Source organism: Nocardia rosealba (assembly GCF_020216065.1).
GTDB lineage: Bacteria > Actinomycetota > Actinomycetes > Mycobacteriales > Mycobacteriaceae > Nocardia > Nocardia rosealba.
The window spans coordinates 1,109,151-1,121,689 of the sequence record NZ_JAIWNA010000002.1; the positions used below are offsets into that span (position 1 = coordinate 1,109,151).

Below are 12,539 nucleotides of genomic sequence, written 5' to 3' on the forward strand. Positions count from 1 at the left end.
GAAATAGTAGCGTTCTTGACATACGAACGGAGACTGCCTTGACCGAATCCATCGGCACGCGAACAGGTCTGCTCGGGCCTGGCGACGAAGCGCCCGTCAGCACCCATGTCGTGGAGGTCGACGGCATCCCGATGTCGGCGCTGCTGGCCGAGGCGAGCGACCCGCGCGCCGTCATCGTCGCCCTGCACGGCGGTGCGACGACCTCGGCGTACTTCGATTGCCCCGGCCACCCGCGACTGTCGCTGCTGCGCACCGCGCCCGCTCTCGGGTTCACCGTGCTCGCCCTTGACCGGCCCGGCTACGGCAGCTCCGCGCCGTTCGCCACCGAGATCTCGGCCGCCGAGCGGCGCGTCGAACTCGCCTACGGCGTCGTCGAGCGGTTACTGGGCGCGCGGCCGCTCGGTGCCGGGGTCTTCGTCCTCGCGCATTCGGCCGGGTGCGAGCTGGCGGTGCGGATGGCCGCCGACGTTCGCGGCGCCGACCTGCTCGGTGTCGAGCTGTCGGGCACCGGCCGTGAGCACCACGCCGACGCCGTCCGCGTGCTGTCGGTGGCCGGGCAGGATCGGGGTGCCCGGCTGCGCGAACTGCTCTGGGAACCGAGCGCCCTGTATCCCCCGGAGATCTTCGGCGGCGCGGCGATCGCGGCACGCGGCCCGATGTACGAGGCCACCATGATGCCGACCTGGACCACCCACGACTTCCCACGACTGGCCGCCCGGATCGCGGTGCCCGTGCAGCTGACCGTGGCCGCCCACGAAAGAGTCTGGCGCACCGACCGACTCGCGCTGGCGGAGATGCTCGCCCTGTTCGCCGGGGCACCGCGCGTGGTGCTCAACGAACAGGCCGACAGCGGGCACAACATCAGCATGGGGCACTCCGCGACGGCCTATCACCTGAAGGTGATGTCGTTCGTCGAGGAGTGCGTCCTCGTCAGAGACCGAGCGATTTGGCGACGATCACCTTCATGACCTCGCTGGTCCCCGCGTAGATGCGGGCCACCCGGGCGTCGGTGTACAGCCGTGCGATCGGATATTCGGTCATGTACCCGTATCCGCCGAACAGCTGCAGGCAGCGGTCGACCACCCGGCCCTGCATCTCGGTGGTGAACAGTTTCACCCGCGCGGCATCGGCCCCGGACAGTTCCCCCGCCACCAGATCGAGCACGGCGCGATCGACCATGGTCTGGGCGGCCTCGAGTTCGGCCGACATCGCCGCGAGCTCGAACTTCGTGTTCTGGAACGACGCGACCGAGATGCCGAATGCCTTGCGCTGCTTGACATACTCGACGGTGGTGCCGATCGCGGCGCGCGCCTGGGCCACCGAGCCGACGGCCACGGTCATCCGTTCCTGCGACAGGTTGCTGCCGAGATAGCCGAAGGCCGCGCCCTCGGCGCCGAGCCGGTTCGCGACCGGCACCCGGACATCGTCGAAGGACAGCTCGACGGTGTCCTGCACCTTGCAGCCCATCTTGTCCAGCACCCGGCCCCGCTCGAAGCCGGGCATGCCGTCCTCGACGACGAGCAGGGTCAGGCCGGCGCGCCGATCGAGTGCGTCGGTCGAGGTCCTGGCCACCACGATCACCAGGTCGGCCAGCAACCCACCGGTGATGAAAGTCTTCGCGCCGTTGAGCACGTAGTCGTCCCCGTCGCGGACCGCGCGAGTGCTCATCCCCGCCAGATCCGAGCCGGTGCCGGGTTCGGTCATGGCGATGGCCGTCAGCAGCGTCCCGTTCGCCAGACCGGGGAACCAGCGTTCGCGCTGCTGGTCGTCGGCATAGGACAGGAAGTACGGCAGGATGACGTCGAGCTGGGTGCGCACCGTGCTCAATGTGACGAGTGCGCGCGCCGCCTCCTCCTGCAACACCGCGTTGTAGCGGTAGTCGCGCAACCCGGCGCCCCCGTATTCCGGTGGGATAGCGACGCCGAGAATGCCTGCTGCCCCGAGCTTTTCGAAGACCGAGCGGGGCATCTGCCCGGCCTTCTCCCAGTCGGCGTAGTGCGCAACGACCTCCTTCTCGATGAACTCCGCGGCCAGCCCACGGAAGGCTTCGTGGTCCTCGGTATAGATTTCCCGGCGCACCGATGTCTCCTTGTGGTCAGGCCGCGGATTCGACGACGGTGGCGTTGGCGGTGCCACCGCCCTCGCACATCGTCTGCAGGCCGTAGCGAATGTCGTTGTCGCGCATGTGATGGATCATGCGCACCAGCAGTCCCGCGCCGGAACCGCCGAGTGGATGACCGAGGGCGATCGCCCCGCCGAGCGGATTGACCAGCCCGGGGTCGGCGCCGGTTTCGGCGAGCCAGGCCAGCGGCACCGACGCGAACGCCTCGTTCACCTCGAACACCCCGATGTCGGACAGGGCGAGACCGGCTTTGCGCAGCACCTTCTCGGTCGCCGGAATCGGGCCGGTGAGCATGAGCACCGGGTCGGCGCCGGTCACCGCGCCCGCGCGGTAGCGCACCAGCGGGGTGAGGCCGAGTTCGCGGGCGCGCTGCGGCGTGGTCACCAGGACGGCGGCGGCGCCGTCGGAGATCTGGGAGGAGTTGCCCGCGTGGATCACCCCGTCCGGGCGGAACGCGGGCTTCAGCGCGGCCAGGGTGGTCGGGCTCGTCCCCCGGCGCACACCTTCGTCGGCGGCGACGGTGCCGCCGTCCGTGACCACCGGCACGAGCTGGCCGTCGAAGGCGCCACTGTCCTGGGCGGCGGCCGCACGCTCGTGCGACAGCGAGGCGAATTCGTCGAGCCGCGCCCGGGAGAGGTTCCACTTCTCGGCGATCAGCTCGGCGGAAATGCCCTGGTTGAAGGAGAAATCGTCATAGCGCGCAAGGGCTTTCGGTCCGTACGGCGCGCCACCGGCCTTCGCGGCACCCAGCGGCACCCGGCTCATCACCTCCACACCGCCGGCGACGACAACGTCCTGCTGTCCCGACATCACCGCCTGCACCGCGAACTCCACCGCCTGCTGACTCGAGCCGCAGGCCCGGTTCACGGTGGTACCGGGAATGCTCTCGGGCCAGCCGGCGGCCAGCACCGCATAGCGGCCGATATTGCTCGATTGGTCGCCCACCTGCGAAACACAGCCCCAGATCACGTCGTCGATCACGACCGGATCGATACCGGTGCGCTCGATCAGCGCCGTGAGCACCAGCGCCGACAGATCCGCCGGATGGGTTCCCGCCAGCCCGCCGCGCCGTTTTCCCCACGGTGTACGGACCGCTTCGACCACTACTACCTCGCGCATGGGCGCTCTCCGTTCGATCTACTGATGGTGGCGATCCGGTCGCCGCTCGACTGCCCAGCGACCGGTGAAGTTCGGTTCCCGGCCCGCCGCGAAGGCGGCGAACGCCTCCGGTGCGTCGGCGGTCGCGAGATTGATGCCCTGTACCCGCGCCTCGTTCGCGAGGGCGTCGCGCAGGGTGCGGTCGGCGCCCTCGTTCAGCAACGCCTTGGTCTGGGCGAGGGCCACCGGCGCCCCGGCGGCCAGCCGTTCGGCCAGCCGCACCACGAAGGCGTCGATGTCCGGTTCGGGCGCGATCCAGGTGACCAGGTTCAGCGCCTTCGCCTCGGCGGCGTCGATGGTCTCGGCCAGCAACGCCAGGCGCTTGGCCTGCTGCAACCCGACGAGTCGCGGCAGCAACCAGGAACCACCGAGGTCCGGCGAGAGCCCACGCCGGGTGAAGATCTGCGAGAACCGTGAATCCGGTGTCGCCACAACGAGATCGCAGCCGAGCGCCAGATTCCAGCCTGCCCCGACCGCCACCCCACGCACCTTGGCGACAGTCGGCATCGGCAGCTCGTGCAGCAGCAACGCGACCTCGGTGAGCACCCGCATCCGGTACACCGGGTGGCGCGGATCCGGGGCGGAGATATCGGCTCCCGAGCAGAACGCGCCGCCCGCACCGGTGAGGACGAGCACGCGGACATCCGGGTCGTTGCCCGCCGCGTCGAGCGCCGTGCGCAGGGCCGACCACAGTTCGCCGTTGATCGCGTTCTTGCGGTCGGGGCGGTGCAATGTCAGCGTGCGCACCCCGTTCCGATCCTCGGTGCGCAGGACCTGTTCGGTCGTCGTCACTGGTGACCGCCCGTACCGATGAGCCCGTACACGCCGAGCAGGGCGATCTCGTCATCGGTGAGACCGATCTCGGCGAGCACGGCGAGAGTGTGCTCACCCAGTGCGGGCACCGCACCCATCGGCGGGTCGAAACCGGCGATGATCGGCGGGGGAAGCAGCGACGGGATCGGGCCCACCGGAGTGTCCACGGTGCGCCAGCGGGCCCGGTCGGTGAGCTGGGGGTGGACGAGCACCTCGGCGGGGGTGTTGTAGCGGGCGTTGCCGATGCCCGCCGCGTCGGCCACGCGCTGGATGTCGGCCAGATCATGGTCGGCACACCAGGCGCGGATCTCTGTGTCGAGCAGGTCGCGGTGGCGCACCCGGTCGGGGTTGGTCCGCAACCGTGCATCCTCGGCCAGGTCCGGCCGGTTCATCAGCGCACGCGAGAACCTGTGCCATTCCCCGTCATTGGTGGTGCCAAGCACCACCGTCTGGTTGTCGCGGGTGGGGTAGGCGCCGTAGGGTGCCACCGCGGGCGAGCTCATGCCGAGCGGTTGCTGTTCGATGCCCGAGTGCCGGGTGTAGGTCAGCTGGTAACCCATCACCTCGGCCATCGTGTCGAACAGGCTGACGCTCACCGCCGACCCACGGCGACCACCCTGTGCACGGGCGTACAGCGTGGCCAGGATCGAGATCGCCGCATACAGACCCGCACTCACATCGGCCACCGGCGGACCCGGTTTGGCGGGCGCACCGGTCAGCCCGGTCACCGCGCACACCCCGGCCTCGGCCTGGACCAGCAGGTCGTAGGCGCGCTTGCCCGACAGCGGCCCACCCGCACCGAAACCGTCGATCTCCACCGCGATCAGATCGGGGTGGTGTTCGGCCAGTTCGGCGGGAGTGATGCCGAGCCGAGCGGTGGCACCGGGCGCCAGATTCGACACCAGCACATCGGCGTGGTCGAGCAGCCGGTGCAGGACTTCCAGTCCGGCAGCCGATTTCAGGTTCAGCGCCACCGATTCCTTGCCGCGGTTCACCCACACGAAGTGCGCGGCCAGGCCCTCGACCACGTCGTCGTAGTGCCGCGCGAAATCACCGCCGTCCGGATTCTCCACCTTCAGTACCCGGGCGCCCAGGTCGGCGAGGGTGCGGGTACACATCGGCGCCGACACCGCCTGCTCGAGCGCCACCACCGTGACACCCGCGAGCGGCGCAGGCCGCGCGGTGTGGTGATCGCCCATCACATCACCATGCCGCCGTCCACCGGCAGCACCTGCCCGGTGACGAACGAGGCGGCATCGGAGGCGAGGAAGACGAACGCGCCCGCCACCTCGTCCGGTTCGGCCCAGCGCCGCAACGGGATCCGGTTCAGCATCTGCGGTGCGAAACGCTCGTCGGTGCGCAGGGTGCTGGTCATCGGTGTGGCCGCGAGCGGGGCGAGCGCGTTCACCAGGATCTGTTTGCGGGCCAGCTCGCGCGCCAGCGATTTCGTCACGCCGATGAGCCCGGCCTTGGCCGCCGAGTAGTTCACCTGCCCAAGGGTGCCGACGATGCCCGCCGACGAGGTGACATTGATGATGCGACCGGTGCCGTCGGTCGCGAGCTTCGGCAGCGCGGCCTGGGTGCAGCGGAACGTGCCGAGCAGGTGAATGTCGAGCAGCCGGCGCACCGATTCCTCGGTGGTGTCGGCGAACATCGCGGGATCGGTGACCCCCGCGTTGTTGACCAGGATGTGCAGGGTCCCGCCCGTCAGCTCCGCGGCGGCGGCCACCGCCGCCTTCGCCGAGGCCCGGTTGCGCACGTCGAGAACCGCGCTGCGGGCGATGCCGGATGCGGCGACGATCTTGTCCGCGATCGCGGCCGCACCTGCCCCGTCGAGGTCGGTGACCAGCACCGACGCACCCGCCTCGGCCAGCGCACCGGCGACGGCGGCGCCGATACCGCCCGCCGCACCCGTCACGAGTGCCGAGCGTCCGGTGAGGTCGAAACGTGTTGTCTTGGTGGTCATTCAGTAGCTCCTCGGCATTCCAAGCGTGTGCGATCCCAGGTAGTTCAGGATCATTTCCTGACTGATCGGCGCGATCTTCATCACGCGCGCCTCGCGGAAGTAGCGGGCGACGTTGTATTCCTCGGCGTAACCCATCCCGCCGTGGGTCTGCAGGGCCCGGTCGGCGGCGGCGAAACCCGCTTCGGCGCACAGGTATTTGGCCGTGTTGGACTCCCGGCCGCAGGGCCTGCCGTTGTCGTAGAGCCAGGTGGCCTTGCGCAGCACCAGTTCGGCGGCGTCGAGGTGGGCCAGCGAATCGGCCAGCGGGAACTGGACGGCCTGGTTCATCCCGATCGGCCTGCCGAACACCTCGCGCTGGTTCGCATACCGCACCGCGCGGTCCACCGCCACGCGGCCGATGCCGAGCGCCTCGGCGGCGATGAGCATCCGCTCGGGGTTCAGGCCGTCGAGCAGGTAGCGGAAGCCCATCCCCTCCTCGCCGACCCGGTCCTCGACCGGAACGCGCAGGTCGTCGATGAACAGCTCGTTGGAGGTGACGGCATTGCGGCCCATCTTGGCGATCGGCCGGATCTCCACGTGGGCGCGGTCGAGATCGGTGAGGAACAGGGTCATCCCGTCGGTCTTCTTCTCGACGTCCTCGTACCGGGTGGTGCGGGTAAGCAACAGGATCTGTTCGGACTCGAGGGCTTTCGAGATCCACACCTTGCGCCCGTTCACCACGTAGTGGTCGCCGTCGCGCTGGGCGAAGGTGCTGATGCGGGTGGTGTCCAGGCCCGCGCCCGGTTCGGTGACCCCGAAGCACACGTGCAGGTCGCCGGTGGCGATCCGGGGCAGCGTACGACGTTTGAGATCCTCGGAACCGTGCACGACCACCGGGTGCATGCCGAAGATCGACAGGTGGATAGCGCTGGCGGCGTTCATGCCGCCGCCGGAGCGCGCGACCTGTTCGAGCAGCAGCGAGGCCTCCGTGATGCCGAGGCCGTGCCCGCCGTACTCGGGTGGGATCGTGATGCCGAGCCAGCCGCCCGCGGCGACGGCATCGTAGAACGCGGTGGGGAATTCGTGTGCCTGATCCCGCTGCATCCAATAGGTGTCGTCGAACTTCTTCATCAGCTCGGCCACGGAATCGCGGATCAGCTGCTGGTCGTCGCTGAGCGCGAAGCTCATTCCCCCTGACATGCCCGTTCCCCTCAGTCCGAGGCGGGCAGCGCTTTGGCCGCCTTGATCGTCATCGGCTCGCCGTCACAGCTCAGCGCGCCCGAACCCGGTGCGGTACAGAGCACTTCCACGCTGTCGGTGGCATCGACATAGCGCTTGCCGAGCAGGGTGACCGCCGCGCCGCCCCCGACGGCCGACGCGGCGGTGACGGTGGTCGCGGCGACCATCGGGCTCGCACCGCAGGCGAGCACGGGGATCCGGTCGGCAGGCACGCGGATCACCACGACCCGCGTGCCGCAGACGGTGCTGGCGAGTTGATCCCCGGGACGCAGTGGCGCTGCCGTCATGATGGATCTCCCTTCGATGAAAGTGTCATTCTCGTCAGTTGAAAGCTAGCTTCTCATTCGGAGAGAATCAATGGGGCGTTGACTCGGTCGGCAACTCGTGGAAACCTTACAGTTCAAATCTGAGAATGTAATTCTCCTACCCGAGAGGCGGAATCAATGCGGCTACCACCGCTGCCGGCGGACCGTTGGGACGACCAGGTCCGTGGCGCCTTGGCCGGGATGATCCCGCGCGACCGGCAACACCCGGCCGGCGCCGGAAATGCGCTGGCCACCCTGGTCCGGCACCCCGATCTGACCCGGGCCTACCTCGGTCTCGGTGTGCACCTGCTGTTCCGGTCCACACTGCCGCCACGGGTTCGCGAGCTGGCGATCCTGCGGGTCGCGCACCGGCGCGGCTGCGCCTACGAGTGGGACCATCACGTGGCCACGGCCGAGGCCGTCGGGCTGACGGCCGCCGACATCGCGGCGGTCGAGGGCGGACCGAGCACCGACGAGTTCGATCGCGTGGTCCTAGACGCCACCGACGAACTCGATGCCACCTCGAACCTCAGCGACGCCACGTGGGCCGCGCTCGGCACCCGGCTCGACGAACGCCAGTGCATGGACCTGGTTTTCACGGTCGGCGGCTACTGCATGGTCGCCATGGCCTTCAACACCTTCGGCGTCGAAGTCGAACAGACGGAAAGGTAAACCCTTGCCCCACTTCACCAAACCGGCCGCGGGTAGCTGGACGGAGCACTACCCCGAACTCGGTACCGAGCCGGTCGACTACACCGACTCCATCGATCCGGCCTTCTACGAGGACGAGCGCAACGCCATCTTCAAGAAGAGCTGGCTCAATGTCGGCCGCGTAGAACGGCTCCCGCGTGGTGGCAGCTACTTCACCAGGGAACTCGCCTGTGTTGGCACCTCGCTCATCATCGTCAAGGGCACCGACGGTGTCGTTCGCGCGTTCCACAACATCTGCAGGCACCGCGGCAACAAGCTGGTGTGGGACGACTTCCCCAACGAGGAGACCTCGGGCACCTGCCGCCAGTTCACCTGCAAGTACCACGCCTGGCGCTACAGCCTCGACGGTGAGGTGAACTTCGTCCAGCAGGAGAAGGAGTTCTTCGACCTCGACAAGCAGCTCTACGGCCTGAAATCGGTGCGCTGCGAAGTCTGGGAGGGATTCGTCTTCGTCAACCTCGACGAGGACGCACCGCCGCTGACCGAGTATCTCGGCCCCCTGATCACCGGCGTGCAGGGCTACCCGTTCCACGAGTTCACCGAGGTCTACAGCTACCGCGCCGAGATCGGCAGCAACTGGAAGCTGTTCATCGACGCCTTCGCCGAGTTCTACCACGCACCGATCCTGCACATGAAGCAGGCGGTGAAGGACGAGGCCGACAAGCTGGCCGGTGTCGGCTACGAGGCGCTGCACTACCAGTTGCAGAGTCCCCATTCGATGATCTCCTCGTGGGGCGGCATGGCCCCGCCGAAGGACCCGAAGATGGTCAAGCCGATCGAGCGGGTACTGCGCAGCGGCCTGTTCGGGCCCTGGGACCGCCCCGATATCGACGGCCTCGACACCCTGCCCGAGGGGATCAACCCGAGCGGCCACCGCGCCTGGGGCGTGGACGAATTCGAGATCTTCCCCAATATGTCGCTGCTGTTCTGGGCGCCGGGCTGGTACCTCACCTACCACTACTGGCCGACGGCGGTCGACCGGCACATCTTCGAGGCGAACCTCTACTTCGTGCCCCCGAAGACCGCCAGGGACCGGCTCGCCCAGGAACTGGCCGCCGTCACCTTCAAGGAGTACGCGCTGCAGGACGCGAACACCCTCGAAGCCACCCAGACGATGCTGGCCACCCGCGTCGTGTCCGATTTTCCCCTCAACGATCAGGAGATCTTGCTGCGCCACCTGCACAAGGTCGCCAAGGACAAGGTCAAGGAGTACCGAGATGCCGCTGCTGCCCGCTGAATTCGCCGATCTGGAACGCTTCGCCGCGTGGGCGCTGCCCACCGAACCCGAGCGCTACGCCAAACGTCTGGCCTCGGGCATGCCCGAGATGCAGGACTTCTACGACACCGCGTTCCCCCGGCTGGAGGACGCGATCACCTACTGCGACAAATTCCCCCTGGCCGATCTGCCCGCCGACGCGCGCACCCTGATGCATCTGATGCAGGCGCTGGTGAATGTGTCCTTCCCCGTGGAGGTCTGGAAGCAGGCGCGGGTACCCGACAGCGGCGCGGCCATGGTGGAACTGATCCGGGAGCCGGTGGTCTGACCGTGCTGACGCTGCTGGCAGCGGGGCTGCTCGACATCGACGCCGGAGAGATCGTCCGGCCCGGCGTGGTGCGGATCGAGGGCGACCGGATCGTCGGTATCGGCGGCGAACCGGAGGGCGAGGTCATCGAGCTGGGTCCGGTCGTCCTGCTGCCGGGCCTGATGGATATGGAGGTCAACCTCCTGATGGGCGGGCGCGGCGAGACCGGGCTGGCCTCGAGCGTGCAGGACGATCCGCCGCTGCGGATGCTGCGTGCGGTGGGCAATGCCCGCCGCACGCTGCGCGCGGGTTTCACCACCGTGCGCAACCTCGGCCTGTTCGTGAAGACCGGTGGCTATCTGCTCGACGTAGCGCTGGGCAAGGCCATCGACGCGGGCTGGGTCGACGGCCCACGGATCGTGCCCGCCGGCCACGCCATCACCCCGACCGGCGGGCATCTGGACCCGACGATGTTCGCCGCGTTCGCGCCGCACGTGCTCGATCTCAGCATCGAGGAGGGCATCGCCAACGGTGTCGACGAGGTACGCAAGGCGGTCAGGTACCAGATCAAGCACGGTGCTCAGCTGATCAAGGTGTGCGTCTCGGGCGGGGTCATGTCGATGACGGGCGCTCCTGGGGCACAGCACTATTCGATGGAGGAGCTGCGCGCCATCGTGGACGAGGCGCACCGGCGTGGACTGCGGGTGGCCTCGCACACCCACGGCGCCGACGCCGTGCGCGCCGCCGTGGAGGCCGGTATCGACTGCATCGAGCACGGTTTCCTGATCGACGACGACGCCATCGCGCTGATGGCCCGGCGCGGCACCTACCTGGTGCCGACCACGCGCTTGGCCGATGCCATGGATGTCTCGAACGCGCCGCCGGAACTGCAGGCCAAGGCCGCGCAGATGTTCCCGCGCGCCCGCACCTCGGTGCTGGCCGCCTACCGGGCCGGGGTGAAGATCGCCGTTGGCACCGATGCCCCGGCGATCCCGCACGGCCGCAACGCAGACGAGCTGGTCGCGCTCGTCGAGCGTGGCATGAGCCCGTTGGCCGTGCTGCGCGCCGCGACCGTCACGGCCGCCGAACTGATCGATGTCACCGACCGGGGCCGGCTGGCCGAGGGTCAGCTCGCCGACATCATCGCGGTCCCCGGCGACCCGCTCCAGGACATCACCGTCACCCAGCGGGTGCGGTTCGTGATGAAAGGTGGAAAAGTCCATGTCCACAAGTGACGATGTGATCGCGCTCGAACAGTTGCTCGCGCGCTACGCGGTGACCATCACCCAGGGCGATATCGAGGGATTGGTCTCGGTCTTCACCCCCGACGGAACCTACAGCGCCTTCGGCGACACCTATCCGCTCGACGAGTTCCCCGACCTCGTCGCGGCGGCACCGAAGGGCTTGTTCCTCACCGGGACTCCGGCCCTCGAGATCGACGGCGACACCGCCTCGGGCACGCAGCCGCTGTGCTTCGTCGAGCAGTCGACCCACGACATGCGCATCGGCTACTACCGCGACACCTATGTCCGCACCGAAACGGGCTGGCGGTTGCGTACCAGGGCCATGACCTTCATCCGCCGCAACGGGGACCACGATTCCGGCCGCCCGCACGCCTTCCACCGACCGAGTGCGTGAACCGCGACGACTTCCGGGCCGGGCTGCGGGCCTGGCTCGACACCAACGACCTCTCCCCCGGCGCGCACCGATCGCTCGACGACCAGGTCGCGCAACTGGCGAGAGTGCGGCGCGCGCTCTACGACGCGGGCTGGATGCGCTACGGCTGGCCCGTCGAGGTCGGCGGGCTCGGTGGCAGGCCGGTGCTGCGGGCGATCCTCGGCGAGGAGGTCGCCGCACGCGATCTGGCCGAGCCGGGGATCTTCTCGATGATCGAGGTCCTCGCCCCGACGATGATCTCCTACGCCCCACCGGAGTTGGCGGCGCGGATGGTGCCACGCCTGCTCAGTGGGCGTGAGCAATGGTGTCAGGGATTCTCCGAACCGGGCTCGGGCAGCGATCTCGCCTCGTTGCGCACCAAGGCCGAGCGACGCGGTGAGCACTGGGTGATCTCGGGCCAGAAGGTGTGGACGAGCCTGGCCCAGTATGCGCAACGCTGTGTGCTGTTGACCCGCACCGGAATCGGGCACGACGGGATCACCGCGTTCTTCGTCGACATGGACTCCCCCGGCATCACCGTGCGGCCGTTGCGCACGATGCACGGCATCGACGAGTTCGCCGAGGTGTACTTCGACGATGTGGTCGTGCCCGCCGACCGCATGCTCGGCAGGCCGGGCGACGGGTGGCGGGTGGCGATGGATCTGCTTCCGCACGAACGCTCCACGTGCTTCTGGCATCGGATCGCCTACCTCTACACCCGGCTCGACCAGTTGCTCGCACAGGCGAGCGAACCCGACGATGCCGAACTCGGCGCCGTATATCTGGCGCTGCACACCGTGCGCTGCCGCTCGCTGGCCACCCAGGAGCGGCTCGACGCGGGCGCGGTACTCGGGCCGGAGACTTCGGTGGACAAGGTGCTGCTCGCGACCGCCGAACAGCACCTGTTCGACACCGTCCGCGAACTGTTGCCCGGTGTCGTCGAACTCACCGATTCGCCGTGGCGCCCGGAGTTCCTGTACTCGCGGGCCGCGACGATCTACGGCGGCACCGCCGAGATCCAGCGCAACATCATTGCCCGGCGACTACTCGACCTGGGCAAGGAGTGA

At 68.5% G+C, this 12,539-nt stretch carries 14 protein-coding genes; 7 read left to right on the top strand and 7 right to left on the bottom strand.

The genetic code is table 11. The features are described from left to right. Positions 1 to 38 precede the first annotated feature (38 nt). Positions 39 to 968: an alpha/beta fold hydrolase gene (locus tag LDL21_RS12040; protein WP_225280074.1), complete on the top strand. Its 930-nt coding sequence runs from the start codon at positions 39 to 41 to the stop codon at positions 966 to 968. On the opposite strand, the gene LDL21_RS12045 is transcribed toward LDL21_RS12040, so the two are convergent. Genes LDL21_RS12045 through LDL21_RS12075 form a run of 7 tightly spaced genes read right to left on the bottom strand, consistent with a single transcriptional unit; the run spans position 931 to position 7,564 of the window. Further along, positions 931 to 2,079 carry an acyl-CoA dehydrogenase family protein gene (locus LDL21_RS12045; RefSeq protein ID WP_225280075.1) on the bottom strand — a complete coding sequence of 383 codons (1,149 nt, stop codon included), beginning with the start codon at positions 2,077 to 2,079 and terminating at the stop codon, positions 931 to 933. The genes LDL21_RS12040 and LDL21_RS12045 overlap by 38 nt on opposite strands. 16 nt (positions 2,080 to 2,095) lie before the next feature. Next, positions 2,096 to 3,241, bottom strand: coding sequence for a thiolase family protein (locus LDL21_RS12050; protein ID WP_225280076.1), 1,146 nt, complete (start codon positions 3,239 to 3,241; stop codon positions 2,096 to 2,098). Positions 3,242 to 3,259: 18 nt separating this feature from the next. Then, positions 3,260 to 4,072: an enoyl-CoA hydratase/isomerase family protein gene (locus LDL21_RS12055; RefSeq protein ID WP_225280077.1), complete on the bottom strand. Its 813-nt coding sequence runs from the start codon at positions 4,070 to 4,072 to the stop codon at positions 3,260 to 3,262. Further along, a complete protein-coding gene (locus LDL21_RS12060; protein WP_225280078.1) occupies positions 4,069 to 5,292 on the bottom strand; it encodes a CaiB/BaiF CoA transferase family protein in 1,224 nt (407 codons plus the stop codon). Before LDL21_RS12060 ends, LDL21_RS12055 begins: the two co-directional genes overlap by 4 nt. After that, on the bottom strand, positions 5,292 to 6,059 hold the full coding sequence (locus LDL21_RS12065; protein WP_225280079.1) for an SDR family NAD(P)-dependent oxidoreductase: 768 nt from the start codon (positions 6,057 to 6,059) through the stop codon (positions 5,292 to 5,294). Before LDL21_RS12065 ends, LDL21_RS12060 begins: the two co-directional genes overlap by 1 nt. Further along, positions 6,060 to 7,238 (bottom strand): acyl-CoA dehydrogenase family protein, encoded by a 1,179-nt coding sequence (locus LDL21_RS12070; RefSeq protein WP_225280080.1) that lies wholly within the window; start codon positions 7,236 to 7,238, stop codon positions 6,060 to 6,062. Positions 7,239 to 7,249: 11 nt separating this feature from the next. Further along, the gene (locus tag LDL21_RS12075) at positions 7,250 to 7,564 is read right to left on the bottom strand and encodes a hypothetical protein (RefSeq protein WP_225280081.1); all 315 of its coding nucleotides are present in this window, start codon (positions 7,562 to 7,564) and stop codon (positions 7,250 to 7,252) included. A 156-nt stretch (positions 7,565 to 7,720) separates the two neighbouring features. Between LDL21_RS12075 and LDL21_RS12080 the strand changes: the two genes are divergently transcribed. The 6 genes from LDL21_RS12080 to LDL21_RS12105 are packed head-to-tail and all read left to right on the top strand — an operon-like array spanning position 7,721 to position 12,539. Further along, on the top strand, positions 7,721 to 8,254 hold the full coding sequence (locus tag LDL21_RS12080) for a carboxymuconolactone decarboxylase family protein (RefSeq protein WP_225280082.1): 534 nt from the start codon (positions 7,721 to 7,723) through the stop codon (positions 8,252 to 8,254). A 4-nt stretch (positions 8,255 to 8,258) separates the two neighbouring features. Next, a complete protein-coding gene (locus LDL21_RS12085; protein WP_225280083.1) occupies positions 8,259 to 9,530 on the top strand; it encodes an aromatic ring-hydroxylating oxygenase subunit alpha in 1,272 nt (423 codons plus the stop codon). Further along, positions 9,511 to 9,837: a hypothetical protein gene (locus tag LDL21_RS12090; RefSeq protein ID WP_225280084.1), complete on the top strand. Its 327-nt coding sequence runs from the start codon at positions 9,511 to 9,513 to the stop codon at positions 9,835 to 9,837. The genes LDL21_RS12085 and LDL21_RS12090 overlap by 20 nt, the downstream gene beginning before the upstream one ends. Positions 9,838 to 9,839: 2 nt before the next feature. Beyond that, the gene (locus LDL21_RS12095) at positions 9,840 to 11,051 is read left to right on the top strand and encodes a metal-dependent hydrolase family protein (RefSeq protein ID WP_225280085.1); all 1,212 of its coding nucleotides are present in this window, start codon (positions 9,840 to 9,842) and stop codon (positions 11,049 to 11,051) included. After that, positions 11,038 to 11,454 (top strand): nuclear transport factor 2 family protein, encoded by a 417-nt coding sequence (locus LDL21_RS12100; protein WP_225280086.1) that lies wholly within the window; start codon positions 11,038 to 11,040, stop codon positions 11,452 to 11,454. The genes LDL21_RS12095 and LDL21_RS12100 overlap by 14 nt, the downstream gene beginning before the upstream one ends. After that, positions 11,451 to 12,539 (top strand): acyl-CoA dehydrogenase family protein, encoded by a 1,089-nt coding sequence (locus LDL21_RS12105; RefSeq protein ID WP_181696115.1) that lies wholly within the window; start codon positions 11,451 to 11,453, stop codon positions 12,537 to 12,539. The genes LDL21_RS12100 and LDL21_RS12105 overlap by 4 nt, the downstream gene beginning before the upstream one ends.